Raw genomic sequence first — 25,194 nt, 5'->3', positions numbered from 1 at the left:
GTTCGGTTACAGTGGCTGGGTTGGGTCAGAGGGTGAGTCCCAGGGGCAGGCCCGGGAAGGCGCGCCCCGCCTTGTCGTACTCGCGCCGCATGGCGCGCACCAGATGCTCGCGGCCGATCGGGGTGCCGTCGGCCGCGGCCAGGAAGGCGGCCGCCACCGCGGCGTTGCGGATCAGCCCGCCGACGACCGGGTACAGGGCCGCCAGCTCGTAGAGGTTGACCTCGGGCGCCAGCGGGGCGGCGGCCGGGATGTGGGCGCGCCAGATCGCCTCCCGACTCTCCCGGTCCGGCTCCTCGAACTCGATGGCGAACTCCAGTCGGCGGCTGAAGGCGGCATCGATGTTCTGGCGCAGGTTGGTGGCGAGCACGGCCAGTCCGTCGAAGCGCTCCAGGCGCTGCAGCAGATAGGCGGTCTCCAGGTTGGCGTAGCGGTCGTGGGCGTCGGAGACCTCGGTGCGGCGCCCGAAGAGCGCGTCCGCCTCGTCGAAAAAGAGCACGGCCTGGGCGCGCTCGGCGCTGTCGAAGACCGCCGCCAGGTTCTTCTCGGTCTCGCCGATCCACTTGGACATGACCCGCGACAGGTCCACCACCAGCAGATCGGTGCTCAGTGCGCTCGCCATCGCCTCCGCGGACAGGGTCTTGCCGGTCCCGGGCGGACCGCTGAAGAGCAGGCGCACCCCGCGCACTCCGGCCCGGCCGGGCAGGAAGCCCCAGTCGTCCAACACCCGGGACTGGAGCCTGAGTCGATCCACTGCCTCGCGCAGTTGCTCGCGGCGATCGGGGGGCAGCACCAGGTCGGACCAGGTGGCGGTCGGGCGCAGGAGTTTGACCGCGCTGCTGAGGTTGAGCCCGGCCCGGGCGCGCAGACTGCTCGCCAGGTCGTCGGGGGTCGGCGCCGCGGCCCCGGCGTCCTCCAGCGCCTTGAGATCGCGGGCGACCTGGGCGGCCACTGGGGGCTCCACCGGGAAGCGGGCGGCCAGCTCGGCGGCGTCCGCGGACAGGGCCGGCAGGGCCGCCTGCCACATCGCGCGCCGGGCCGCCGCGCTCAGGGCCGGGACCGGGACCCCGATCAGGGGCAGGTCCGGACGCGCCGGCGCGGACCCCGGTCGGGCGCACAGGACCAGGGTGTCCGGAAAGTCCGGGAGCAGGGTCGGCGGCGCGCCGGCGGGGTCGGGCTCCCGGACGGACTCCAGCACCCGCACCACCGGGACGGCCCCGCGCACCAGCGCGTGCGCCTGGGCGAGCCGCTGGAGGTCCGCATCCGCCCCGGCCGGCAGCAGCAGACCGAAGGCATCCCGTCCGGCGGACCGCACCAGGGCGCAGCCGCGCCAGTGCAGGGTCTCGTCCGCGTCGCCGCAGACCATGAGGGTGCAGGGGGTGCGGGCCGCCAGGGTGGCGGCCGCGCGCTGGGTCGGGGGCTGCGCCAGCCATTCGGCCAGGCACGCCAGGGGGACGCCCGGGTCCGGCCTCACGTCGAAGCGCTCCAGGCGCGCCGGGGTCGTGTCCAGTCCCAGCAGGCAGGACCACAGGCCTTCCCCGAGACCGATCGAGCGCTCGCCGAAGGGGCCCTCCCCGAGGAGACGCAGCACCCCGTGGCGGACCAGGGGACCGGTCTCCAGCGCCGCGCGCAGGTCGAGCCGCTGCGTGTCGGCGGGAAACAGGAGCTGGGCGGCCAGCCCCACCGGGAGCCAGGGCTCACCCCGGGGGTGCAGGGCGCGCAGCACCGAGGCGTAGCCCTCGTGCTGCTCAGGCAGCCCGGCGAGCAGGATCAAGTCCACCATCCGGTCGTCCGCGGGGGCGTGCAGGCCCAGTGCCAGGGCCAGGCGGTCGATGGGGTGGGGACCGTCAGCCGCCGGGCGGGTCAGGGCCGAGCCCGGGAACTGGGCCAGGTCCTGGTCCTGCGCTACGGCGGTGAAGGACGACTCCAGGAAGGCCTGACCCGCGGCCAGGGGACCGGCGCCGCCGGTACCCGGCAGGAGCGTCTCCAGCAGGGCGGCCAGCCGCCCCGCCAGGATGCCGGTCTCGCGCGACATCCGCTCGGCTGCGCTATTCATAGCTGAACCTCACCACCGTGCCCAACCAGGGGAGCCAATTTGGGTTCAGATCCAGCCGGGCGCGGCGCAGTTGCGTGGACAGGGAGGCGAGCGCGAAGCGCACCTCGATCCAGCCCGGGTCCGCCAGGATCATGGCGGGTCGACGGCAGATCCGGGTGAGGACCGCCTCCGGGTGCTCCGTGTCGGCCTCCAGGACCCGGTGCAGGCAGCGCACGACCCGGGCGCGCAGTTCGGCGATGGCGTAGCACTCCGGACCGCTCGCCGCGGGGCCGTGCAGCGACGGCGGGCGGGTGCCCGGGGCCAGCCCGGCGAAGGCCAGCGCCGCCGGGTCGTCCGCCGTCACCGGGGCCAGTGCCTGGGCCAGGTGGTGCAGGGTCCAGCGCAAAGTCCGCCCGGGGGGCAGGGGCGCCTGCGGGTCCAGCAGGCCCGCCGGCTCCAGAACGTTGAGCAGGAGCAGCAGACCGCCCCAATCGGTGCGGCCCTCCCGTCGCAGGACCAGCGGGGAAGCGGGCTGCCGGTCCGGCTCCCGATCCGGCTCCCGGCCCGGCGCACTCGCGGCCCGTGGGTCGTCCCCCGCGACCGGCTCGGTCGGCCGCGTCGGGGTGGCTTGGCGCAGACCGGACCCGGGCGCAGGCTCCGCTGGCGTCGACCCCGGGTCGGGCGGGCGAGCGGCCCCGGCGGGGCCGGTCCCGGGCAAGGTCTGGTTGGTGCCGCGGGACCGATCGGCCTTCTCGCGCCATGGGTCCGGGCCGCTCGGGGGCCGGGCGGCGGCCGGCTCTGCGTGCGCGTGGCGCTCCTCCGGCCGGGCCCCGGACGGGGCCGCGGGCGTCGCGGCGTCGTCTGCCGCGGGCACGGGCGGCTCGCCGCCGACGGGCCCCGGGTTGGGTTCGGAACCCCGGGGGTCCGTGGTCGCGGGTGTGGGCGCCGGGTCCGCCGTCGGCCGCGGCCGATCGGCCGCCGCGGGTGAGCCGGGTGAGTCCGGCCCTTGGACCCTGGGGGTCGCGGGCCGCTCCGATCGCCCCGGATCGGCGGATGCCGCATCCAGCAGGTCTTGGACCAGGCCATCGACCTGGCGGCCGGCCCCCGGGAGTCCCCGGCGGCCCAGGGCCGGGTCGGCCGCGAGCAGGATCAGCACGGCGAGCGCGCGGGCGTTGCCGGGTGCCGCGACCTCGCGCAGGGGCAGCAGGGGTGAGTCGTCCCAGGGGGCCGTTGCAGTTGGGCCGCCGGGCGCCTCCGCGTGGGTAAGGGCCGTCGGCGCCGCGGTCGCGCCAGGGGCCGTCGCCGGGACAGCCCCGTCGGGTGGTGCGGGCCGCTCCAGGAGCTCCCGCGGTGCCGCATGGGCGTCCAGGGCGGCGGCCGCCAGCAGGGTCCAGGAGGGTAGATCCAGCCGCCGGGCCAACGGGCTCAGGGCCCCCTGCGCGGCGAGCCCCAGCAGCACCGGCACCACCGCGTCCGGGGCGAAGGCCAGGCCCCGCACCAGCTCGGCGGCGCCATCCGCGGGGGCCAGATCCCCGGCGGCCCGCCACAGGCCCAGCCGGCGCCAGGCCCAGGCGCGGCCCAGATCGCCGCGGGCGACACCCAGGGCGCAATCGATCCAGGCGTGCATCCGCGACCCATAGCGCACTGCCTGCTCAGGTCCGTCCCGGGCCAAGGTCTCGGTCAGGGCGGCGGCGATCGCCTGCGCCCAGTCCGCCGCCAGGGCCGCGTCGCCGCGTACGCCGCGCAGCCGCACCGGCACCCGCAGCCGGCGGACACAGATCTCCTCCTCGGGGCGGGCGCCGGCCTGCTCCAGGGCCGCCGCCAGGGCCTCGTCCAGCAGCAGCGACTGGACCGCGGTGAGGCGCGCCCGCAGCAGGCCGTCGGCCGCCCGGGCCGGCAGTCGGTAGCGCATGTGCATCCGCTTTATCGTCACGTTTTCCACTGTAGTGATCCGCCCCTTAGCCCACCCGCGTATCCAATCCGACCCGCGCCCCATCGGTGCGGGTACCGGGTGCGGGTCGACCCAGGAGTCCCCCGCGGCCCAGGGTACTGGAGCCGATCCGCAGCGGCTCCCAGCCGCTTCCGCGGCCGATGACCGCGCTCAGACCGACATGGAGCCCGCGCCCCACCCGGCTGCCGGCGGTCACGGTGCAGAGGTCGTAGAGGGTGTGCGCCGGGCGGTGGACTTCCAGGACCCGGGCGGCCAGGGCCAGGGTCTCCTCCGACAGCAGGGCGGGCAGCATGACCGTGAAGCGGTGGGCGTGGGTCTCGAAGGCGTCCGCCGCGGACCCCGCCCCCAGGGGCGTCTGCGCGCTGGTCCCCACCTGTCCGCCGACCCGCATCCCGGCCCCCAGGACGGCCCGGGAGCCGCGCGCCGTCGGCTCGCCGATCACAGCCCCGCCGCGCATGCGGTAACGCTCGATGATGATGGGTTCCACCCCGGTCACGATGCGCAGAAAGCGCTTGAGCCCGCGTAGGGTCCCGCGGTAGCGGAACAGTTCCATGACCTCGGCAATCAGCGCCCGCCGCACCGCGGCCGACCAGCGCTCGTCCAACACCAAGCCGAAGAAGTCGGCGAGCCAGGGGAGCGCCTCGTCCGGGGCCGAGCGCGGGTCCAGGAGAGCGTGACGCAAGCGGGCGCGGGCGTCCAGGTCGCCGGTGAGCCCGGCCAGGGGGGCGAGGAAGCGACCCAGGAAGCGCTCGGCGTCCGCGTCCGCGCCGAGTACCCGCGGCAGCCGCTGGAGCAGGTCATGGGCCGGATACCCGGCGCGCAAGGCCCGCACCCGGGGGCTGTTGCGGCCGTTCCCGGCGAGTTCCAGGATGACCCAGAGATAGCGCCCGCGGCGGTCCGTGGTCGGCGTCTCGTAGGTGGCGAAGGCATCATTTGGCGCACGCCGCGCCCAGGGCAGTTCGAGGCCCTCGGCGCGCCGGTGCAGGCGACTGGCCGCGGTCCCGGGGTCCGGCACCCAGGCCTGGGCCGGCAAGGGCGGGGACAGCGTGTCGTGTGGGGGTGCCGGCGGGGCGCCCGGGTCGCGCAGGTTGACCGGTGCCAGGCGCGGGACCAGCGGGACCTCGGGCAGTTCGTCCGCGGCGATGCAGTAGACCCGCAGGTCCGTCTCCCGGGGGATGCAGGCGTCCACGAAGAGCCGGCCCCACTGGGTCTGGAAGTCACCGCTGTCGAGCCGGAAGCCGACCACCTGCCCGGTGCGGCGGTAGGTGCGGCGCGCCGCCACGGCATAGCGCAGGCCGCGGGCGCTCCAGAAGGCGATGCGCTGGTCGGGCGTGGCGACGATGCCCAGCCCGTCATAGCCGGGGGCCGCGAGCCCGGGCAGTTCTTCGAGACCGACCGCGGTGAGGCGCAGGCGCAGGAACAGTTCCCCCGGCCGGCGGGCCACGGCCAGGACCGCACCCTCGTCCCCGCCCGCGGCGCCTGGATCGGGGTTCTGGTCGCCGTGGACGGTCGCAGTGGGGCTGTAGAAGGCGATGTCGGTCGCCCAGGGAACGGCGCGGTCCCGCTGGGGCGCCGCGAGTTCAAGCACCCGGGCGGCGGCACTGCCGGCCGCGCTCAGCAGCACGCACGCCCCGGCGGGGCTGACCGCCAGCCGGGCTGGGGCCTGGACCCCGGCCGGCAGTTCCAGCGGCCTCGGGGTCCCGCGCGCGGTCATGCGGTAGAGCGCCAGGGGGGACTCGGTGACCACCAGGACCTCGCGACCCTGGCCGCTCGGGTCCGTCGCGAGATCCAGCGGACGGCCGGGGAAGACCGCCCGGCGCAGGATACGCCGGCCGCGCCGCTCACCCTGGCCCTCGAGGACCAGCAAGGTGCGGGAGCCGTGAGCCGCGATGAAGAGCCGGTCCTCGGCGTCCACCGCGAGTCCGCGCGGGGCGGCCAGGGGCAGGGCGGCCTGCCGTGGCGCGAAGTCGCCGAAGGTCTGCGCGACGGCGGCGAAGAGCGGGGTGGGGGCCGGCCCGGGCTGGGCGGGGCGCAGCGCGTCCTGGGCGGCCCAGGGCAGGCGCTCCACGCTGCCCGCGTCCGGCCGGCTGTGGTAGAGCCGGCACTGCCCGTCGAAAGCGAGACCGGCCCCGCGCGGCGGCGCCGCGCCCGGCACCTGGCCCCCCTCCGGCACGTCCTCCCAGGCGAGTTGGACGGCGCCCGCGACCAGGGCGCAGTCGGCGAAGGATGCCCGCACCCATTGATCCGCGCCGCGCACCAGCGCGAAGCCGGGGTCCAGGGCCGCGGCGGCGGGCAGGATGGCCATCAGCAGCGCTCCCGCTCGATGGGCAGCGGCACCGGCACTGGCACTTCCGGCGTTTCGGGCCCACCCGGCCCCTCCGGCGTGCCGCCGGGCGCCGGCGTCAAGGCCGTCCGCGGGGGCGGCAGGGGCAGGTCCGCGACCACCAGGATATCGGTCAGCCAGGGGACCTCATAGGGTTCCAGCGTGACCGTGGTTACCGTGGCGGACCAGAGCCCAGTCTTGGGGTCGCGACCGGCCAGGGCTAGGCCCTCCAGGTATTCCACCCCCTCGACCTGGAGCGCCGCCGCCTCCAACTCGGGTCCGTGCACGCGCCGACCGAGCGGCCAGCCCTCGCCGGTGGGGCCGTAGGGGGGCAGGGGGGCCAGATATTGGCGCAGCAACAGTTCCACCCAGCGGCGCACCGCCTCGATCCCGTAGCCGGGTTTGACCGCCAGGGCGACCGAGACCGCGACCTGATGATAGGTGGGCGGGACGACATAGAGCTCGGTGGTCACCAGCCGACGCTCGTCGAGCCAGGCGCAGACCTGCGCCACGAGATAGCGATCCGGCAGCGGGGCCTCCGGTTGCCGGGGGTCCTCGGTCGGCCACACCACCACCGTGACCACCCCGGCCCGCCCCGGGGTCAGGCTGGGTGCATGGAAACGGGGCAGACACTCGGCGCGGCCCACCCCGGCGCCCGGGGTGGCCAGGGCCAGTTCCTTGAAGTCGGCGGCGGTGACCGCCCGGTCACGGCGGCGCAGTTCGCCGGGGATGCGCTCCAGGGCGCGCTCGATGGGCTCGGGGTCGGCGCCGCCGCGGGTGCGCAGCGGATTGTCCACCTTGAGTCCGTCCAGCAGGACCTTGGAGAGGCTCCCGGGCGGCAGGTTGCCGCGGGTGCCGCCGCCGTAGCGGTACTCCAGGGCGCGGATGCGCTCCCCGATCTGGGGCGGCCGACCCTGTTCCCCGTTGCCGAAACGGACCTCGCCGGTCTCCGGGTCGCAGCGGAAGTGGCGGTCGTCCGGGCCGCTCAAGTGAAATCCGTCGATCTCGGTCCAGGCGGTCCAGCCCGCGGGCTCCTCCACCTCGATCCGGGCGCTGCCGGCCAGCACCGGCCGCTTGACCAACGCATAGCGCTGCCCCGCCTGGCCGGTCCCGGTGCCCAGATATTCGGGTCGGGCGCGCACGCACTGGCGCGCCTGGGCGGCGTTGGCGACCAGGAGGGCGCAGCGCGGCAGGTCGCCCTGGTCGACGCGGAAGGCGCGCAGCCAACAGAAGACCCGCGCCTGGGTCTCCTCATCCAGGGTGGGGGGGCGCGACCCGGTCCCGGCGCGGTCCGGGTCGGGGAGTTGCGGCGGACCCACGGGGGCCAGGTCTTTGGGCAGGCGCAGGCGCACCACGCCCTCCCGGGAGAGTCCGGAGCTGCTGTCGCCAACCACCTGGACGGGCCGGTAGTCGGGCTCGCCGCCAAGCAGTGCGGTCTGCGATATCTGCCACTCGATCGCGGGCCCGCGGGGTACCGGGCCCTCACCGGGACAGGCCGGGACCGACTGCGCGGACGGATAGTCGGTCGCCGGGACAAAGGCCAGGTTGAGGACGGCGCCCCCGAGTCTGGCGGCGTCGAACCCCTTCTCCCTGACCAGCGCGATCCACAGGGTGCTGTCAACCGTACCCGGCAGGTCCGCGGGGACCCCGTCGGCCGCGGTGGGGATCAACTCGGTGCGGTAATAGTCGAGCCTGGCCCCCGCCGGCAGGTCGTCCAGGGCCTGGGCGGCCCGCACGGCCAGGTCGTAGACCTCGGGCTCGCTGGCCTGGTCCGGCGCCGCAGTGCGCACCCGGCCGGCGCCGATGGCGGACAGCGGCCAGACCAGGGTCTCGGTCAGGGTCTCGAAGGCGAGGTCGCCGGCGCGCGCCTCGGTGCCGATGGGGGCCAGGACCCCGGCGGGGCGCTCGGTGCTCAGGCGCAGCAGCCCCTGGGCGGGCAGTGCCGGGCGCAGCGGGACGTCCAGTCGGCGCAGAAACTCGAGCTTGGTCGCCTCGGGGATCTGGTTGAACCGATAGAGCAGGTTCTCGCCCAGGAAGGCGAAGAGCTCCAGGAGCGTGATGCCGGGGTCGCTCGCGTTGTGGTCCGTCCACTCCGGCGTATAGACCGGGATGCGCCGGACCAGTTCGTCGCGCAACTGCGCATAGGAGCGGTCATCCAGGATGGGGCTGGGCAACGGCATGACATCACTCCAGGTAGAAGGGATAGACGAGGTTGTCGCGACGCCCGTCCAGGACCTGGACATAGGCGATGGTTACCAGGACCAGGGCCGGGTCCTCCCCGGGGGTCACGCCCACGGACTCGAGCCGGATGCGCGGCTCCCAGTTGGCCAGGGCGCGCTCCACCTCACGCTGGATCAGGGCGCGGGTGGCGGTGGTGTTGGGCTTCATCAGGAAGCGGCGCAGCCCGCAGCCGAAGTCCGGGCGCATCAGGCGCTCCCCGGGCTCGGTCTGCAGGACGATGCCGATCGCCTGACGGACCTTCTCCGGACCATCCTCATAAACGAGCCGGCCGGTGCGATCCGGGGCCAGGGGCAGGGACCAGCCGCGCCCCAGGAGTTTGCGGGTGTCGATCATGCGGGTGTACCCATGCGTGTCACCGGGGTCTCGAAGTGCACATCCGCCTCGATGTTGCCGCGCACCGGGGGGTCGGCGGCGACGTCGCCCGGCAGGGCCTCGATCTCCAGGCCCAGGTCCGCCAGCCCCTTGAGCGGTGTGCTGGAGAAGTCGGCGAGCCCGTCCCCGACGTCCCCGGGGTCGAACCCGTAGGCGTCGGCGAAGCCGCCGGCGAGCGTCGTCTTGAGTTCCGCGTTGAGGGAGGCGGCGCTCACCGGTGTCAGCACCCCCGCGACCTCGACGTTGATACTGAAGTCCGCATCCAGATCCAGCCCCAACTCACCCACGGCCTCGAGCTTGAGCTCCAGACCGACGTCGAAATCGATTTGCGGGGGGATGCAGAACTTGAATGCGAGCAGGAACCAGAGCCCGAAGACGAACACCACGATCGGCAGAAAGATGCTGAAGACGAAATAGGCGACGATGGTGATCAGGGGGATGGAGATGAAACAGATGGCCGGGCCGCCCATGGTGCCGGACGTGCAGACCCCATCCTTCACCTTCGGGCTCAGGCTCTGGGGCTGGATGATCTTGACCGGCGAGAACTTGCCGATGGGCAGTTGGGTCGCCTGGGCGGCCAGCTCGGCCAGGTTCGGCAGTTGGATGGTGACGGGCCTGTTGGAGGTCCCCAGCAGGTCGAACGGGGCGGCCAGCCGGTAGCGTTCGCTTGCGCGGCTCCACACCAGCTCGCCGCGGCAGTCCGGGGCCGCGCCCCGCGGGCAGCGGGGGTCGTGCCGGCGCACGAAGCAGCGGACCTCGTAGGTGGTGTGGTCGTCGAAGCGCGCCTTGCCGGCCAGGTCGGTGTCGAAGCTCGCGCTCGGCAGGACCCCGTAGAAGATGGTCCGCCCGGCGGCATCGTGGTCGGGCCGGGCCGGGTCCGCGAACAGTGCCCACATGGGCGACCAGGCCTCCACCAGGTCCTGCGGCTCGTCCTCCACCAGGCCCCAGGCCCCGATCCGGTCCCGGTCCCCGGGGATCCAGCCCTCGAGCAGCCAGTGGGCGCCGGCGCGGCCCCGCCAGGCGGCGAGCCTGGCATTGAGCCCGGCGCGCGTCTCCTCCAAGGCCGGGAGCCCCGGCGCCGCGGTCTTGAACAGTGAGCGCAGCCGCGTCGCCAAGGTCTGATTGCGACTGGGGCCGCAGCCGCAGTCCGCGCCCGGGGCCGCGCCGCGCAGTGCGGCGATGGCGCGGTCCACTGCCACCAGGTCCTTGACGATCGCCTGGGCCTCGGCCCGGGCCGAATCCGGATAGGACAGGTGTCGGCGGCGCACCACCAGGCCCGCCTGGCAGACCTCGCGGGCGTCCGGGGAGGGGAATCCGGCGAGATCGCAGTGCAGCTCGCACACCACCAGATAGTGACGGCTGTGGGTGTCGAGATAAATCTTGCGCAGACCGGTGGGGCGCAGACTGGTCAGGAAAGGGCCGGGCTGCCCCTTCTTGCCGGTGGGGAAGAGGCTGGTGATCTTCCCGGCCAGGGCCGCGGGCGGCAGGATCTTGGGCGCCGCCGTGTAGTGCAGTTCCTGGACTTCGTCCACCCCGGGCTCGAAGCGCAGTGAGCGCTGGGGGTTGGCCAAGAAATCCAGGACATAGGTGTCCGAGGAGAACTTCTGGAAGGCCGGCGCGGTGCCGCGCCCGGCGCCGGGCACCGCGGGGCGGTCCCAGCGGTACCAGGGGGCGACCAATACCCAGGGATGTGCGCTCACCAGATGTTCCCCGCGCCGGGTGTATAGGAGGACGACACGACCGAGGTCGTGATCAGTGTGGTGCACTTGATGGTGCCGTCGAAGAGCGCCATGGGCGCGTGCACGTTCATGACGGAGGCGGTGATATCCACCGTGCTGGTGGCATCGATCTTCACCTGGCCCGCGGCGTTCATGGTGATCTTGCAGCCGTTCTGATGTTCCAGGCTGACCTCCTGGGGACTGTCCTTCAGGATCAGCTTGTGCCCGCTCTTGGTGGACAGGGTCACCTTGACCGCGCCGCCGGTGTCGTCGAACTCCAGGATGGAGCCGGAGCGGGTCTTGATGATGCGCTTGTTGTTGGCCTTCTCCGGGCTCACCGGCAGGGACTCCTTGCCGTTCCAGGCGCTGCCGACGATATAGGGACGGCGCAGGCTCCCGGCCTCGAAGCCCACCACCACCTGGGTGTCGCGCTCCGGCAGCACCTGGAACCCCTGATCCTGGTCGGCGTAGGGTGAGAGCAGCGTGGCCCAGGCGCGCACCGTGGCGCCGTCCGCCCCCAGCCAGGGGAAGCTGACCTCGATACGGCCCAGACCGTCCTGGTCCACCAGGTTGGTGACGATGGCCGGGTAGAGGCCGAAATAGCGCGGGGCGTCCCCGTCCGGGCGAAAATCGTTGCTCATGGCCTGGCCACCGCGTTGCCGACGGTGGGGCGCTCGGCGGCGAACCGGGTGCGAAAGCCCTCGGTCAGGTCGTAGGTGTGACAGACCTGGGTCACGTAATAGCCGCCCCCCTCGAAGGGATTGCCCACCCGCTCCAGGCACAGCCTGGAACCCACGATCAGGTCCGCGGCGCCGTCCGTGACCCCCCGTACCTGGACGAATCCGCGGGCACGCCGCAGCAGTTCGGCGCGCGCCCAGTCGGTCGCCTCCGCGCTCTTGAGCGGCGCCTCGCGCACCCGGTAGGAGACCCGCTCCCCGAAGGCCTGGGCCAGGATCTCGGGGCCGGTGCGGCCCCCGGCGATCTCGGCCTGGATGGCGTCGCCGGTGGCCTCTTCGTCGATCGTGTCGCGGGCGGCGGCGTCGTAGCCGCTGACCTTGACCTTGGTGCGCTGATGGGCCAGGTCGGCGCGGGCGTCCAGCGACAGCAGCCGGTTGCCGCGCACCAGGGTGAGCTCGGTGCCGGTGCGCTGGTCGCGGGTCTTGAAGTGCAGGGTGCCGTCCGCGATCCAGACCTCCGCCCGGATCAGCCGGGCGCGCTCGCGCAGGAAGGCCAGATCGCTCTGGTTCCATTGCTGGACCCGGTCGTAGGTCGGACCCTGGGCCTGCGCCTCGACCGGGATACCGTGCTCGGCGGCGATGGCCCGGGCGATGTCCGCGTCGCTCTGCTCCTCGTAGGTCTTCATGCGCCGGGTCATGCGCAGGTCCATGAGCCGGTCCTCCGCCAGGACCAGCACCTGCGGCTCGCCCTCCTCGCGGAAGCAGGCCTCGATGGCGCTCACCGACCCCGTGAAGACCGTGCGGTCATTCGACGCCGGGCCGATGGAGACCTCGAATCCCTTGCCGAAGTCCAGCACCTTGCCGTCCAGATACAGCAGGCCCTGGTCCTCCCCGCCGGGGATCGGACCCTGGGCGATGAACCGCGCCGCGCAGGTCTTGAGCCCGCTGCTGTCCTCGGCGATCTCCAGGCGCAGCAGGTCCCGGGCCAGTTCCCCGTGGACCTGGCCGTCGACCTTGAAGACCGGGACCGTGGCGGTGAAGAGCGACTCAGTCATCGAACCCCTCCGCCGCCGTGCGCCACTGATCCTGATCCAGGCGGCGGCGCTGCTCGCGCAGGCGCGCCAGGGCCTCCCATTCCGGCAGCGGACCGGCGGCCGGACCCTGGTCGGGTGCGGGCTCGACCGAGACCTCGCTGGTCAACTCGTCCACATGGGTGCCCATGGTCTTAGCGTCCGGTTCGGGAAACGCGCGGCCGGCAGGCACAGGCGCAGCCGCCCGTCCCGGCGCCGCCGGGCGCGAACCCTGGGGCGCTGCCGACGACGGCCAGCGCGCGCCAGCGCGGCACCTGCGGGTCGTCCGTGGTCGGGGGCAGGCCCAGGTCGCCCTGGGCGCGGCGGCGCGCCGCCTCCCCGTAGGTGGGCCGCAGCGGCACCCCGCGGCCGAAGCCGGCTGCGCGGGGGTCCGCCTGGGGCGCGGGCGGGGCGGCGCCCGCCCGGGTCCCGGGGGTCGGGAACCCGGTCTGGGTCAGGGGCGGACGGGGTTGTTGGGGCATCCCGGGGCGCACCGGCGCGGGCGCGGTACCCGGGGCGGCGCTGGTGGCGAGCGGGCTGGCGGACTGGCCGGTGCCGGTCATGCCGCGGGCGAGTCCGGTCCCCGGGCCGCGCCCGGCACTGCCGGTAGTGGTCCCGGCCGCGGCAGTCGTAGCCGAGGCGCCGCCGCTGCCCGCCGGGTCCGCGAAGGCGGCCCGGGCGGCCCGCTGGCCGGCGTCCGCCTGGGCCGACTTGACCGACTCGATGGCCGCTCCCAGTCCGCCGGCGGCGGCCAGGCTGAACCCGGCGGCGGGCGGGCGCCCACCATTCGCGACCGCCGCCGCGGTCCCGGGTTGACCGGCCGCGGCGCGACCGCCGCCCAGGTCGGTCCCGACCTGGGCGCCGAACTGGCCGCCGGCCGCGAGTTCGAGCCCCAGATTCAGATCCGCCGTGAGCCCGAAGCTCGCGCCGAGCGAGGCGCCGACCCCGGCCGCCAGACCGGCCGTGAGTCCGACCCCCAGGCCCGCCCCCAGCGAGGCGCTGAACCCGATCTGAAGTCCTGCCTCCAGGGACAGGGTGGCATCGAGCCCCGCCGCGAGCCCCCGCCAGGCCCCCGGGTCCAGCCCCATGCGCACGGCGAAGTCCGCCGCACTCTCCCCGGCGAGCGCCACGCCCACCCGCTCGGTGCCGCTGCCGGAGGTGCCGGGCGCCCCGCTCGCGGCGGCGGTCGGGGTGGGCGCGCTGCCCGCCGGGTTGGCCCCGGCCCCGGACTCCAGCAGCTCGAAGCTGGCGTCCTGCTCCTTGAGCGTCAGCGAGACCTTGGCGCGCAGGGGGGTGCCGTCCGCGGCGAAGTGGTCGAGGTCGATGTTGACACCCTCGATGATCCCCTCCACCACCAGCGGTCCCCACTCGAAGCGCGCCTTGGGCGGGGCCTGTTTGTTGTCGCCGAGCTTGCGCGGCAGGGCGAAGCGCTCCACCAGCGCCGTGCGCTCGCGCACCGAGCGGGGGGCCCCGGTCTCGCCCTCGTCGGCAGTGTCGAACACCAGGTCGAGCGACAGGGTGCGCGAGCCCGAACCCAGGTATTGGCGCTGGGGCCGCGTCTGGGCGCTGCCGCCCTCGGCCTGATTGGAGAGTGCGAGCTTCATGGTGGTGGGATTGAACTGCACGTCCATGGGCGCGGAGAGATCGCGCGGATTCTTGGGATCGGCGCTGATCTCGGTAAGCTTGGCCTTTTCCAGCGTGGGCATATCAGGTGCTCCGGCTTGTCATCCAAGAATCCACAGATGAACATGAATGAAAGAAGAGTCTGTGATTATTGTCATGCGCTTATCCTAAGATCTGCAGAGGAATACAGAGAAAGAATCCACAGATGAACACAGATGAACACAGATGAAAGAATCCACGGATGAACACAGATGAACACAGAAAAAGAATCCACAGATGAACACAGATGAACACAGATAAATGCAGATTTTCTTTCAGTTGTCATACGCTTATCGCTATTCTCACGATCACCGCCAAGGTGAATCCCCGGCCAGGCGTAAGTCAATGAATTATCTGTGTTCATCTGTGTTCATCTGTGGACAATTGCCCTTTTTACGGTCATGGATTGACTAAGCGCAGGCCCTCGTGGGCGATGGTCAATTCCTCAATGGCGATCTCCCCGGTCTTGGCGTTGAGTTCGGGTCCCTTGATCTTGGCCGGCAGGCCCCGATCGAAGGTCCAGACGGCGACCACCTCGTCGCGCACGCTCATCACCTCCACTGACCCGTTGTAGCGGCGCACCGGCCGCTCCCCGGAGATGACCGACTGGAGCCAGGTCCACAGTTCCCGGTTGACCCGGCCGTCACCGTAGAACATGCCCCGCCTGAGCACGAGGTTGCTGTATTTGCCGCGCCCGACCCGGCGGATGACCCCGTCGTTGCGCCCGCCCTCCAGGTATTCCTGCACGTCCATGTCCACCTCCAGCCCGCTGCACTCCTGAAAGCCCCCGTCGCCCAAGGCGGCCCCGGCCGGGGCCCCCGCCGGTGCCGGCGCCCCGGAGACCGCCTGGGGCGCCAGGCGCAGTTGCACCCGGAAGCGGAAGGCGCGCAGCAACGGTGAGGGTTGGTCCGTCATTCGCTGATGCTCAGTACGCCGTCGCCCGTGCGGGTAAGGTGCAGCACGATGAACTCCAGGGGCTCCGCCGGGGCCACGCCGACCTGCGCCGTCATGCGGCCCTGGTCGCGCTCAAAGGCCGGGTTCAGCCCCTCGTCGCAGCGCACGAACCAGGCCTCCTCCTCGGTCGCGCCCCGGAAGGCACCGTGCTGGTAGAGCTGGCGCAGATAGGCGTCGAGCAGCAGCCGGACCTCACGCCACAGGGCCGGGCCGTTGGGCTCGAAGACCGCCCACTGCATCTGTTCGAGCAGCACCCGGCGCAGCAGGATCATGAGCCGCCGGACGCTCAACTGGCGGTAGGCCGGGTCCGCGGACAGGGTGCGCGCCCCGGTGAGCCGCAGGCCGTCGCGGTCGCGCACATAGCAGTTGATCCCGGCCTGGTGCAGTTGCCCGTGCAAATCCGGGGAGAGGGCGGCCAGCGCGCTCACAGCCCCGACGGCCAGTTGATTGGCCGGTCCGTGGGGGACGCCGAAGGTCAGCTCCCGGCCGGCCAGGATGCCGGCCGCCAGGGCCGCGGGCGGCACCTCGATCAGGGCGTCGCGCGCGTCGTCCAGGCGGGCGACCGCAAGCCAGGGGTGATAGGCGGCGGCGTAGGACGACGCCAGCGCACCGCGCCAACGGCGGGTGCGCGCGGGGTCGAGCCCGGGGGGCACGTCGAGCAGGACGACCAGGTCGCGCAGCGACTCGGCGAATCCGATCAGGCGCTGCTGCAGCCCCAGGATCTGATCCAGGTCCAGGAGCGGGTCCAGGTGCAGCCCGGGCAGGTCGTTGGCGGCCGGCTCCTGGCTCGCGGGTGCGTCGACCCGCACGCAACGGGCGAAGCCGGCGCCGGCGAGGGTCACCACCGGCGCGACCGGCTCGGCAACGATCAAGGGCCGATGCGAATAGAGGTCCGGCACCACCAGCGAGGCGGGCCGCAGCCCCGCGTGGCCCGCCGCTTCCCGTGCTCCGGCGAAGCAGCAGACGCCGCTGCCGGGCTCACCGGACTCGGGGGCCCAACTGGGGTCGAAAAAGTCCTCGTGGTCGATGTCCGCCCAGCGGTCGCTGAGGTCGCCGCCCGCGTCGAAGCGCACCATTGGGGGCGGGCGCAGGTCCGCGTCGAGCGGCTCGACCTGGGCGCGCGCCCAGTCCGGCTCCGGCCAGGCGAGGCTCGAGGCGTCGCACAGCACCTGGGCCAGCCAGCGGGGGTGACCGAAGGCGAGCCCCAGGCCGGTGTGCCGCTCGATGCGCCCGTCGCCGTCGTCCAGGGTCAGGTCCGCCTCTACTTGCTCGAAACTGGGCACCGACCCGACGGCGGCGGGCGGCAGGGGCGAGTCGGTCAGGGCCAGGGTCTTGTGGACCGGGCGGTCCCCGTCGGGGACCTCGATCAGTTGGGAGACGAAGCGCAGCACCCGGGTCCCGTCGCCGTTGGCGACCCGCAGCAGGGCCCCGGCGGCCAGCGTCGCCCCGGGTCCGAGCCGCAGGCCGCCCGCCTCCGGGGTCAGCTCGACGGGGCTGGCGCTGAAGACCAGGCTCGCCGTCATGGCCGCCCCCCAGGTCCCCTCGCTGCGCGCCCGCAGACCGATGGCGGGCTTGACCCCGGCGAGCAGGGCGCGGGCCACGCCCTGGTCGTTGCGCGGGTCCCCGGGTCCGTAGTCGTGGACGATGCGCGCCACCAGGGCGCGCCGCCCGCCGTTGTCGAAATAGGCGGCCACCGCATAGGGGAGCCGCCCCGGTCCCTCGAAACCGCCGAAGATGCGCCGATAATCCTCGAAGCTCTCGATGGGGACCGCGACGGTGCGCCGCCGCGGGCGCTGCGGCTCCACCCAGGGGACATCGCCGCGCCAGAAGTGCCCGTCGGCCTCGTCCTCCACCACCGGCACCCGCGCCGGCCCCCGCGGGGCGACGCCGGCGAAGGCGCACAGATCCAGGCGCACCCCGGTGAGGCTGCGCAGGGCGGGCCCCGGGTAGGGGTAGACCCCGGGGGCACCGAGCGGGAGGCGGGCGAGTGCCGACATGGCCGTGGTCCGCCTACTGGTACTCGATGCCTTCGTGGACCAGGTGCAGTTCTTCCATGGCGACCTCGCCCCCGCCCTTGGCCGCCAGGGTGGGGCCGGTGTATTTCTTGGGCTGGGCATTACGCAAGGCGAAGGTCGCCACCTCTTGGCGCGCCTCGTCGAGCAGGGTGATGGTGACCTGCCGGGGGTCGGCGACACCGTCGCGCACCCCTTTGATCCACTCGAAGATGTCGGTGGAGCCGACCAGCCCGCGCTTGAGCGTCACGTCGTCCACCTTGTGGGTGTTGGGGACCTTGCGCACGGTGTTGAACTTCTCGTTACCGTTGCGGTACTCGGAATAGCTGATATCGAAGCCGAGCCCGCTGGCGTCCGAGAAGCCGCCGATGATGACGCCGGGGTCCCCGGACCCCTGCCGGCCGCCCAGGGAGACCAGGAAATTGAAGGCGCCGTAGGGGTTGTCGCGGTAAGTTGCCATTGCTGCCTCCGGTTACGCCTTGGAATCCGCGGTCCACTGACCGACGCGGAAGATCACGAACTCAGCGGGCTTCACCGGTGCCATGCCGATCAGGCAGATCATCCGGCCGTTGTCCAGGTCGTTCTGGGTCATGGTGGTGCGGTCGCAGCGCACGAAATAGGCGTCCTCCGGCTTGTCGCCCAGGAGGGCGCCGTCGCGCCACAGCACCAGCAGGAAGTCCTCGACCATGCGCCGGATGTTGGCCCAGAGCCGGGGTCCGTTGGGCTCGAAGACCGCCCACTGGGAGCCCTTGTCGATGGAGTGCCCCACGAAGATGAAGAGCCGGCGGACGTTGACATACTTCCATTCCGGGTCCGAGGTCATGCAGCGGGCGCCCCAGACCCGGTTGCCGCGCCCCTCGAAGAAGCGCAGGGCATTGATCCCCTCCGGGTTCAGCACGTCCTGGCGGCCCTTGTTGATGTTGATCTCGAACCGGGTGAGCCCCTGGACCACCTCGTTGGCGGGGGCCTTGTGGACGCCGCGCTCGATATCGCTGCGGGCATAGATACCGGCGACGAAGCCCGAGGGCGGGAGCAGGATGCGCCGCTGGGGGGCGCCCTGGGCGGCCCGCTCGTTGGGGTCCAGGATCTCGATCCAGGGGTGGTAGAGGGCCCCGTATTTGCTGTCGAACTTGCCGCGGAACTCGCGGATCTCGGTCATGGAGCTGTTGAGCGGGCCGTCCACCACGGCGATGCGGTAGTGCAGCTGCTCGCAGTGCTGGATCAGGCGCGACATGGCGACGAAGCGCGCGTCCGGGTCCTCCAGGGTGGCCCCGTCCGGCATGGCGACGATGGCGATGTCGTCGATCTCGTCCAGGGCGAAGATGCCGGTGGCCTTGAGTTCCACATGGTCGGGGTGGGCCTCCATCCCCTCCAGGCTGTCGCGGCCCCCGTCGACCCCGGGCATGCGTCCGTCGTTGCCGTTGGTGAGGCGCGGGGTCTGGTTGGCCTGCAGCGCCACGGCCAGGCGGGCGGGCAGGAAGCGGCGTTGATCCACGGTGGCCGCAGCCGGCGCCGGATCCCAGTCCAGCCACACCACGGCGTTTTCGTCCTCGGGGTCCGCCGGGTGCAGGATGCGGCCGATGTAGCGCTTCTGCCCCGGGTCCGTGGCCAGCTCGTCGTAGACATCGATCCGGTCCGCGCTCACCCGCACCTGCACCTGGAGTTCGATGAGTGCGATGGTGTCCCCGGCCGCGGGGTTTACAGCGGCCCCGTCGCCGCGGAAGGTCTGGCGCCCGTCCTGGTCCACCTCCACCACCGCGAGCCGGCCGAGCGCCAGCGGTGCATTGCCCAGCGGGATGGGATCGCCGTTGGGGATGACCTCCACCAGCGCCCCGGCACGTACCCGGGGCGCCTGGATGCCCCAGGTCTGACGCGGGTCGGGCGCGGGGTAAAGGTCGGGAAAGTTGACGGCCAGATTCTTGCTGCGCCGCACCAGGGTCTGTACGTGCACGTTGCCCATGGCGCCCGGCCAGCGCGCCCGCCAGGTGGCGGGGTCGCTGCCGGGCACGTTGACGGTAACGGAGGCGACCCCCGAGTCGTTGACGGCGTTGGCGCTGAAGACGCGCGCGACATAGACCCGCTTGCCGCCGTTGGCAAAGAAGGCGCGCACCGCGTGGGCCAGGTAGCACTCCCGGTCGCGGGAGTCGGACACCTGAAGCCGCTCCAGTCCGCCGTAGATGCGCTCGAACTCGGTGTAGCTCGTCACCAGACGCGGCTCCACGGCGAGCGGTCCGCCGGCGAACCAGGTCGGGCCGAAGTGGGCCAGGCCGACCATACCGGTCGTGCTGGTGGGCACGCCCTCGATCGATTTGGAGCGGAAGCTGACTTCCTCGACGTAGACGCCGGGGGCGAGATATTCAGGCATCGGTGGCCTCCATTGGTCGGTCCTCTTGGGTGATCCGGGCGGTGATCAAGGCGGTGATCAAGGCGGTATTCATAGGGTGAGTGGTGCCAGGCCGGTCAGCAGCCGGCCGTAGACCAGCACGACGCGCACCGGGGGCGCGGCGGCGCCCCAGCCCGCGGGTGGAAAGGCGCCCGCGGCCACCGGGTCCGGGGCACCGGGCGCGGACAGGGTCTCCACCGGCAGGTCCCAGAGCCCGTCCGTGTCGCGCACGGGCCGCGGCGGCAGGGGGCCGGGGGGATGGGCGGGTAGGCCACCAGGTCCAGTTCAAAGGGACGCTCCAGGGTGGTCATGGGCGCGGCATTGGACTCCACCAGCAGCAGGAACTCGCCGCGGTCGTCGCCATGGGCGCGGCCCACCGGCGGGTCCGCCGGGCCCGCGCCGGGGCGTCTGGCCTCCACCCGCGCCCAGCGCACCGGCACCCCGGCGCGCTCCACGCGCCCGCGCAGGCCGGTCACCGAGTCCGTCACCGCATAGGCAGCGCCGGGGAAGAGCGCGGGGCGGCGCGCCCGTTGCGCGAGCGGCAGGGTATCGGCCAGGTCCGCCGCCGGGATCGTAACGCGCAGCCGACGCGGGACCAGCCGGCGGCGGTTGGTCCGGGCCTGGAAGCCGGGGACATCCTTCGGTGCGCCCAGGTCGCAGAGGCGCAGGGTCAAGGTCGTCGGGACCCCGGGGTCCTGGACCATCACGAAGAGCCCGGAGAGGTGCCGCACCAGCCGTGGGCGGGGCAGGCCGGGGGCGGGCGGTTCGACCAGGATCTGGATGGGGTGACCCAGCCGGGCACCGCCGGCAGCGTCCAGCGGCTCCACCCCCAGGGCCAGGCGGTGGATGCGCTCCGAGAAGCGGGCCGGAAGGAACAGGTTGCTCATGGCCTCGGCTCCGGGACCAGACCGCGCACCGCGGTGCGCACCGGGGGCTCCGGGTGGGGCTCGCGCCCATCGACCCGCAAGACGCGGGCGATGTAGGGCACCGAGAGCCGGTAATCCGTGGGCAGCGAGTCGAAGGTGCGCATCAGGGCCTCGGTCGGCACCTCCTCCATGACCAGTTGCAGCCCCTCGTTGAGCGCCCAGCCGCCCCCCGCGTCCAGCAGGGGCCCGGCCAGGACCGGGGTCTCCTCCAGGCACTGCATGGCCCGGCCCAGGATGCGGTGCTCGTGCGCCGCGTTGTCCGACCAGGGGGTCAGCAGATAATGCAGGTCCAGGGCCAGGCGGGCGCGCCCGTCCACCGCCGCGGCGGCCGACCAGGCGGCGCGCATCGCCTTGTTGAAATCGACCCGGTAGAGGAAGACCGACAGCGCATTGGCCCCCATGACGACGGCGACCTGGGAGTCCTGGAAGTCGTTGGTGCGGACCAGGACCGCCTGGGTGCGCCGACCCTCGATCGGCGGCTCGGTCTCGAAGCCCAGATTGAGCACCCGCACGATGCTCTGGCCGGCCGCGGCGATGGAGGCAAAACCGGCCATGGCGTCAGATGCCCGCCCCGGCGTCGTCGTGGGTCCCGGCACCGTCGGCCGGATCGGTCACGGCCGCGGGGTCAGTCCGGGGGTCGGCGTCCGGGTGCCGGGAATAGAGCGTGACGCCCGCCGGGGTCCGGCGCACGTCCACCAGGGAGCGCGACACCAGCAGATCCAGCGCGCGCTGCACCCGCACCAGCGAGTCCTCCAGCCGCTGGCGCTTGATCCACCACCGTGCGATCCCCTCCGGCGTATCGGCCGCGTGACCATGCCCGCGCAGATAGCGAAGAATTTCATCCGCCAAGGCATCGACATCGGTCGCGCCGCAGGTGCACAGGTCTTCGCTGGGTGGACGGGGTCTCATGGGAGACGAGGGAGCATGCGGCGTGCCAGCCGGGCACACTTATCCAGGCGATTGATTTATAAGATATTCATCGGCGGCTGACGGACCTTGGGTGGGTCAAGCGGAACCCACCCAGGGTGGGTGGCGAGCGGGCAAGCGGTTTAATATCAGACTGTTATGCTGGGGCTACGGGCGGGCCTGGTGGGTCGGTGCGGACCCTGGGCGGTGTCGGTCCCTGCCCGGCGGCGGGTGGCTGGCTGCGCGGGCGCCCCAGGTCGCGGATCTGCGCGCCATCGTTGCGGCCTTGCGGGCGCGCGTCGCAGACCGCCGCGGCCACCCGTGGAGGCGACGCCCGAACTGGCATTGGAGCGGGCCCCTGGGCCGAAGAAGAAGGTTACCGCGCGGCGACGGGGACAGGACCCGCGCCGCCGGCCTCGATCATCGTTGCGGGCACACAGCCCCGGCAAGGTACGCACATGGACCGGCTTTTCTCACGCAGAGACGCAGAGACGCAGAGAATCCTGCCTCCATCTCTGCGTCTCCGCGTGAGATTTCTTGGCGCCCGTCCGCTGTGCGGAGCGATTGTCTCGGACCATTGACCGCACCGCGACCGTAGGGTGCGCCGTGCGCACCATGGCGCCGACCGAAACCCTGGCCGCGGCGATCAACCGCAGCCTCTCAAGGTGCGCTCGGCGCACCCTACGGCAATGGTCCGAGCGATTGCGTCAGATTAGGAATGCTCTTAGTTCGTGGGAACAGTCGCTTCCGTCTATCAGTTTACCGAGACCGGCGAACGCGATCAGTTGCTGTAGTTGCTTGTCGCGCACTTGATGAGGCGACGTATTCCATAAGTCCAGCAATGCCATCGTGCATATTTCCTGATTTTGGTTGTGGCGTAATCCGGAAGTGAAAGTGGGCGAGGTTAGATGACACAAATACTCGCCGAGGCTGACCAAATAACTGACGTTTCCGGGTTTGAAAAGCTGGGAATTCCGTGGACAATTCCGGGGACAGTATACTTAATTCCCAAAGCCGCGGTGGGAGAACGCCGCAGGCGGTTCCGCCGCCGCCTTCCCCGTGGCTTGCGCGGTCGCCTTGAACCCTGCCAAGGTCTCCTTGAACGCTTGCGCGATCTTCGTCGGGGACGGTGATTACTATCCGGTGCTCCATGGCCGCCGGACGCCGACGCGCGGGTGTCTTTTTCGCGTTCAGTGCTGGCCGTCGCGTCCGAACACGTCGTCCAGGCTCGCGGCGTCGAGCAGGCGCAGGGCCCAGGTTTCCAGTTGTTCCGGGGTGGCTGACTGGACGCGCTTCGCCTGTGGTTCGGGCATGGGACCGAAGCGTTCTTCAAGCAGTCGCATCAGCAGTCGTGCCTGGCCTTGACCGATGCCGCGTTTGATCCCCTGTTTGATCCCTTGCGTGATCCCCTTTTTTTGAGCGACCCGCTCGAAGCTGGCAAGATAGCGCATACGCTTTTCCTCCTCAAAATTCTGTATTTCCGTCCACAACTGGTCTTCCAGACCGGGCGGCAGGGTCAGGACCCAGTCGATGAACCGCAGCAACTCAAGTATATCCGTCCGTTGGTATCCGCGCCGATACAGGCTGCGGATCAGGGCCAGTTTGACCCGGTAACGCGCGGTGGCAGAGTCGGCAGTTTCTTGGGCCTGGAGGTGTGCCTGGGTGATAACCGCGAAGGGGTTGGGCGAGGCCTCGAGCGCCGCCAGGTTTCCCCGATAGGCGGCAAGGCTGACCACCGGATAGCGCAGGCCCATACGGCACCCCCAGCGCTCGTAGGCAAACTCACCGAAGTCGGCGGAAAACGGCTCGGCGAGCACGGCCAGGCTGACCACCGGCCGGTCGTGGACATCGTAGATCCGGTAGTTGTACACGAACATCCGCTTGGGAAAATCCGGCTGGTTCTGACCCTGGATCTCGACATGGGCCAGAATCCAGTCTTCCTTGCCATTCCGGGCGGTGACCCGCACCAGGGAGTCGGCCAGCCGACGGCCCAGGGTCGCGTCCCGGACCGCCTTCTGCAACTCCTTGTCCAGCATCGTGTAACCCTTCGCCCAGTCGATTCCGGCGTGGGCGGAGGGGAAGAAAAAGGCGAGAAAGTCGGGGAAGTAGCGCTTGAGCGCGTTTTTCCAGGGGGAGTCGTAGTCGGTCATGGCGCCTCCGAGTGGCTTCCGCGGTCGCCTTGAAACCCGCCAAGGTTTCCTTGGACGCCGACGCGATCTTCGCCGGGAACTGGTTGTACTGCAACAGGCGGATGCCAGCCGGGCGATCCGCCGTGAGGTTGACGAGGGCCTTGATCTTAACTCCGGCCACGCGCCCTTGCGGCAACCCGTCGCGGCCTTGGGGTCCGCTCCTACGGCGTAGGAGCGGCCCCCAGGCCGCGACGGATGTTACCCTCGAGTCGCCGGTGTTGCGGGCCTCGATCGTCGTTCCGGCCGCGTTCGGCGATCGGCGTAGGGTGCGCAGGGACGCAATGGCATCGCGTCGGCACGGGTGCGCGCGGCGCACCCTACGGCCTCGCCTGCCGGAACGACGACCGAGGCTGTGTTGCGCTACCGTGCGGCACCAGGAAATCAGTCGGGCCGCGGCTCGACCAGGTCGTGCAGGGAAGGGATGAGCCCCGGTTCAGGTCGGCTCGAACACCGCCTCCAGCGTCGATGCGGTCAACCCCCGCTGGAACCAAGCGGCCAACTGGACCGACTCGGCTTCCGCCAACCGCGTCTCCACCAGGTCCGGCAAGGGTCCAAACCGCACCGCGAGCAGTTGCTCCAGCAGTTCACGTTGCGTTTCTTGGCGGCCCTCTTGCCGACCTTTTTTCATTCCGATGCGCTCAGCAGTGGTCACGTATTGCATGTGCTCTGCCTCCTCGATGGTTTGGATACAGCGATGGTAGTCTTCTTCCAGGGCGTCCGGCAACGCCAGCACCCAGTCGATAGAGGCGTAGAGGCTCAGGATGTCCTCGCGCTCCAGCCCCCGGCGATACAGCCGGCGTGTCAGGCCGATCTTGTGCTCGAGCCGGGTGGCCGGATCGCGGCGGGTTGCGGTCGCGGCCAACTGGGCCAAGACGACCAGCGCGAAGGGATTGTCGCTGGCCTCCAGCGCTGCCACCCGGTCCCGGTAGTCCAGCAGCTTGACACTGGGAAACTCCAAGAGCGCCCGGCATCCCCACAGGGCTTGCTCGTAACGCGCGGGTCGCCAGTCGGGCCGGTCATCGGTGAGCACCACCGGTCTGTCAGCCGCGAGTGGTAGGTGTAGAGGCGCCGCTCGAAGTGCGTCTCCCGCTCGCCTTGGACCTCGGTGTGGATCAACACGAGAAACTGCCGGTGCCAGCGGTCGAGCACGTCTTTCCAAGGCGAGTCGTAGTCGTCGCGTGAGATGGCGGACGGGGATGGTTCGCTTGGGATCGGTTGGCTCATGGGGCGCTGAGGTCAGGTGCGGGGGTCCACTATTTTGGGGTAGTTGTACACGAACATCCGCTTGGGGAAGTCCGGCTGGTTCTGACCCTGGATCTCGACATGGGCCAGAATCCAGTCTTCCTTGCCATCCCGGGCGGTGACCCGCACCAGGGAGTCGGTCCACCGACGGCCCAGGGTCGCGTCCCGGACGGCCTTCTGCAACTCCTTGTCCAGCATCGTGTAGCCCTGGGTCCAGTCGACGCCGACGTGGGCGGCGGGAAAGAAGAAGGCGAGGAAGTCGGGAAAGTAGCGCTTGAGTGCGTTGCGCTCGATGCTCACGCTATCGACTGGTTGAAGCATACTCGCCGGCCATCACGACTTTGCGCACCAGCGCGGTTATTTCCGGCGGTAGGGCAATGCTGATTTTTTCGACGTTTGGCATGGTGGCTCTGACTTTTTACCTTGTCCGGTAGTGATAAGTGATACCGCGCGATCTCGCAAACGACTGCGGCGTCGCGTATGGCGGAGAGGCTGGCCGCACTGGGGTGCGGCGCTCCCAGTGTCGGCGCTCGCTT

The 25,194-nt window shown here is 71.4% G+C and carries 20 protein-coding genes; all 20 read right to left on the bottom strand.

Annotated elements, in window-relative coordinates; all coding sequences use genetic code 11:
• Positions 1 to 25: 25 nt before the first annotated feature.
• The 20 genes from THSYN_RS15495 to THSYN_RS15410 all read right to left on the bottom strand — a co-directional run bounded on the left by THSYN_RS15495 (position 26) and on the right by THSYN_RS15410 (position 24,979).
• Positions 26 to 2,053: an ATP-binding protein gene (locus tag THSYN_RS15495; RefSeq protein WP_157817710.1), complete on the bottom strand. Its 2,028-nt coding sequence runs from the start codon at positions 2,051 to 2,053 to the stop codon at positions 26 to 28.
• Positions 2,046 to 3,950, bottom strand: a complete 1,905-nt coding sequence (locus THSYN_RS15490) for a hypothetical protein (RefSeq protein ID WP_100919934.1) — start codon at positions 3,948 to 3,950, stop codon at positions 2,046 to 2,048. The genes THSYN_RS15495 and THSYN_RS15490 overlap by 8 nt, the downstream gene beginning before the upstream one ends.
• 40 nt (positions 3,951 to 3,990) lie before the next feature.
• The gene (locus tag THSYN_RS15485; RefSeq protein ID WP_100919933.1) at positions 3,991 to 6,288 is read right to left on the bottom strand and encodes a phage tail protein; all 2,298 of its coding nucleotides are present in this window, start codon (positions 6,286 to 6,288) and stop codon (positions 3,991 to 3,993) included.
• Positions 6,288 to 8,486 carry a putative baseplate assembly protein gene (locus THSYN_RS15480; RefSeq protein ID WP_100919932.1) on the bottom strand — a complete coding sequence of 733 codons (2,199 nt, stop codon included), beginning with the start codon at positions 8,484 to 8,486 and terminating at the stop codon, positions 6,288 to 6,290. The genes THSYN_RS15485 and THSYN_RS15480 overlap by 1 nt, the downstream gene beginning before the upstream one ends.
• Positions 8,487 to 8,490: 4 nt before the next feature.
• Positions 8,491 to 8,880 (bottom strand): GPW/gp25 family protein, encoded by a 390-nt coding sequence (locus THSYN_RS15475; protein WP_100919931.1) that lies wholly within the window; start codon positions 8,878 to 8,880, stop codon positions 8,491 to 8,493.
• Positions 8,877 to 10,619, bottom strand: a complete 1,743-nt coding sequence (locus tag THSYN_RS15470) for a hypothetical protein (protein WP_100919930.1) — start codon at positions 10,617 to 10,619, stop codon at positions 8,877 to 8,879. Before THSYN_RS15470 ends, THSYN_RS15475 begins: the two co-directional genes overlap by 4 nt.
• Entirely contained in the window at positions 10,616 to 11,278 is a 663-nt protein-coding gene (locus tag THSYN_RS15465; protein ID WP_100919929.1) for a phage baseplate assembly protein V, read from the bottom strand. Before THSYN_RS15465 ends, THSYN_RS15470 begins: the two co-directional genes overlap by 4 nt.
• A complete protein-coding gene (locus tag THSYN_RS15460) occupies positions 11,275 to 12,369 on the bottom strand; it encodes a phage late control D family protein (RefSeq protein WP_100919928.1) in 1,095 nt (364 codons plus the stop codon). The genes THSYN_RS15465 and THSYN_RS15460 overlap by 4 nt, the downstream gene beginning before the upstream one ends.
• Positions 12,362 to 12,535, bottom strand: coding sequence for a hypothetical protein (locus THSYN_RS33955; RefSeq protein WP_157817709.1), 174 nt, complete (start codon positions 12,533 to 12,535; stop codon positions 12,362 to 12,364). The genes THSYN_RS15460 and THSYN_RS33955 overlap by 8 nt, the downstream gene beginning before the upstream one ends.
• Positions 12,536 to 12,539: 4 nt before the next feature.
• A complete protein-coding gene (locus THSYN_RS15455) occupies positions 12,540 to 14,090 on the bottom strand; it encodes a CIS tube protein (RefSeq protein ID WP_100919927.1) in 1,551 nt (516 codons plus the stop codon).
• A 355-nt stretch (positions 14,091 to 14,445) separates the two neighbouring features.
• On the bottom strand, positions 14,446 to 14,961 hold the full coding sequence (locus tag THSYN_RS15450) for a phage tail protein (RefSeq protein ID WP_100919926.1): 516 nt from the start codon (positions 14,959 to 14,961) through the stop codon (positions 14,446 to 14,448).
• Positions 14,958 to 16,997, bottom strand: coding sequence for a phage tail sheath C-terminal domain-containing protein (locus tag THSYN_RS15445; RefSeq protein WP_100919925.1), 2,040 nt, complete (start codon positions 16,995 to 16,997; stop codon positions 14,958 to 14,960). The genes THSYN_RS15450 and THSYN_RS15445 overlap by 4 nt, the downstream gene beginning before the upstream one ends.
• A gap of 13 nt (positions 16,998 to 17,010) precedes the next feature.
• The gene (locus THSYN_RS15440) at positions 17,011 to 17,472 is read right to left on the bottom strand and encodes a phage tail protein (protein WP_100919924.1); all 462 of its coding nucleotides are present in this window, start codon (positions 17,470 to 17,472) and stop codon (positions 17,011 to 17,013) included.
• 12 nt (positions 17,473 to 17,484) lie between these two features.
• Positions 17,485 to 19,377, bottom strand: a complete 1,893-nt coding sequence (locus tag THSYN_RS15435; protein ID WP_100919923.1) for a phage tail sheath family protein — start codon at positions 19,375 to 19,377, stop codon at positions 17,485 to 17,487.
• A gap of 95 nt (positions 19,378 to 19,472) precedes the next feature.
• Positions 19,473 to 20,282 (bottom strand): hypothetical protein, encoded by an 810-nt coding sequence (locus tag THSYN_RS15430; protein ID WP_100919922.1) that lies wholly within the window; start codon positions 20,280 to 20,282, stop codon positions 19,473 to 19,475.
• Positions 20,279 to 20,875 (bottom strand): Pvc16 family protein, encoded by a 597-nt coding sequence (locus THSYN_RS15425; protein WP_100919921.1) that lies wholly within the window; start codon positions 20,873 to 20,875, stop codon positions 20,279 to 20,281. Before THSYN_RS15425 ends, THSYN_RS15430 begins: the two co-directional genes overlap by 4 nt.
• Positions 20,876 to 20,879: 4 nt before the next feature.
• A complete protein-coding gene (locus tag THSYN_RS33950) occupies positions 20,880 to 21,230 on the bottom strand; it encodes a hypothetical protein (protein WP_157817708.1) in 351 nt (116 codons plus the stop codon).
• 1,187 nt (positions 21,231 to 22,417) lie between these two features.
• Entirely contained in the window at positions 22,418 to 23,377 is a 960-nt protein-coding gene (locus THSYN_RS15420) for a DUF4351 domain-containing protein (protein ID WP_100919920.1), read from the bottom strand.
• 472 nt (positions 23,378 to 23,849) lie between these two features.
• On the bottom strand, positions 23,850 to 24,446 hold the full coding sequence (locus THSYN_RS15415) for an RpnC/YadD family protein (RefSeq protein WP_236848575.1): 597 nt from the start codon (positions 24,444 to 24,446) through the stop codon (positions 23,850 to 23,852).
• Positions 24,447 to 24,652: 206 nt separating this feature from the next.
• A complete protein-coding gene (locus THSYN_RS15410) occupies positions 24,653 to 24,979 on the bottom strand; it encodes an RpnC/YadD family protein (RefSeq protein WP_216644539.1) in 327 nt (108 codons plus the stop codon).
• Positions 24,980 to 25,194 lie beyond the last annotated feature (215 nt).

The sequence above is a fragment of the Candidatus Thiodictyon syntrophicum genome, from assembly GCF_002813775.1.
In the GTDB taxonomy this organism is placed as follows: domain Bacteria; phylum Pseudomonadota; class Gammaproteobacteria; order Chromatiales; family Chromatiaceae; genus Thiodictyon; species Thiodictyon syntrophicum.
This window is presented reverse-complemented; position numbering and strand designations above follow the sequence as displayed.

Bases quoted from the DNA above. Each gene is read 5' to 3' on its own strand.
- THSYN_RS15440 (WP_100919924.1), bottom strand. From the start codon at position 17,472: ATGGCAACTTACCGCGACAACCCCTACGGCGCCTTCAATTTCCTGGTC.
- THSYN_RS15450 (WP_100919926.1), bottom strand. From the start codon at position 14,961: ATGACGGACCAACCCTCACCGTTGCTGCGCGCCTTCCGCTTCCGGGTG.
- THSYN_RS33950 (WP_157817708.1), bottom strand. From the start codon at position 21,230: ATGAGACCCCGTCCACCCAGCGAAGACCTGTGCACCTGCGGCGCGACC.
- THSYN_RS15430 (WP_100919922.1), bottom strand. From the start codon at position 20,282: ATGAGCAACCTGTTCCTTCCGGCCCGCTTCTCGGAGCGCATCCACCGC.
- THSYN_RS15460 (WP_100919928.1), bottom strand. From the start codon at position 12,369: ATGACTGAGTCGCTCTTCACCGCCACGGTCCCGGTCTTCAAGGTCGAC.
- THSYN_RS15445 (WP_100919925.1), bottom strand. From the start codon at position 16,997: ATGTCGGCACTCGCCCGCCTCCCGCTCGGTGCCCCCGGGGTCTACCCC.
- THSYN_RS15435 (WP_100919923.1), bottom strand. From the start codon at position 19,377: ATGCCTGAATATCTCGCCCCCGGCGTCTACGTCGAGGAAGTCAGCTTC.
- THSYN_RS15485 (WP_100919933.1), bottom strand. From the start codon at position 6,288: ATGGCCATCCTGCCCGCCGCCGCGGCCCTGGACCCCGGCTTCGCGCTG.
- THSYN_RS33955 (WP_157817709.1), bottom strand. From the start codon at position 12,535: ATGGGCACCCATGTGGACGAGTTGACCAGCGAGGTCTCGGTCGAGCCC.
- THSYN_RS15480 (WP_100919932.1), bottom strand. From the start codon at position 8,486: ATGCCGTTGCCCAGCCCCATCCTGGATGACCGCTCCTATGCGCAGTTG.
- THSYN_RS15420 (WP_100919920.1), bottom strand. From the start codon at position 23,377: ATGACCGACTACGACTCCCCCTGGAAAAACGCGCTCAAGCGCTACTTC.
- THSYN_RS15465 (WP_100919929.1), bottom strand. From the start codon at position 11,278: ATGAGCAACGATTTTCGCCCGGACGGGGACGCCCCGCGCTATTTCGGC.
- THSYN_RS15455 (WP_100919927.1), bottom strand. From the start codon at position 14,090: ATGCCCACGCTGGAAAAGGCCAAGCTTACCGAGATCAGCGCCGATCCC.
- THSYN_RS15410 (WP_216644539.1), bottom strand. From the start codon at position 24,979: ATGCTTCAACCAGTCGATAGCGTGAGCATCGAGCGCAACGCACTCAAG.
- THSYN_RS15490 (WP_100919934.1), bottom strand. From the start codon at position 3,950: ATGCACATGCGCTACCGACTGCCGGCCCGGGCGGCCGACGGCCTGCTG.
- THSYN_RS15425 (WP_100919921.1), bottom strand. From the start codon at position 20,875: ATGGCCGGTTTTGCCTCCATCGCCGCGGCCGGCCAGAGCATCGTGCGG.
- THSYN_RS15495 (WP_157817710.1), bottom strand. From the start codon at position 2,053: ATGAATAGCGCAGCCGAGCGGATGTCGCGCGAGACCGGCATCCTGGCG.
- THSYN_RS15475 (WP_100919931.1), bottom strand. From the start codon at position 8,880: ATGATCGACACCCGCAAACTCCTGGGGCGCGGCTGGTCCCTGCCCCTG.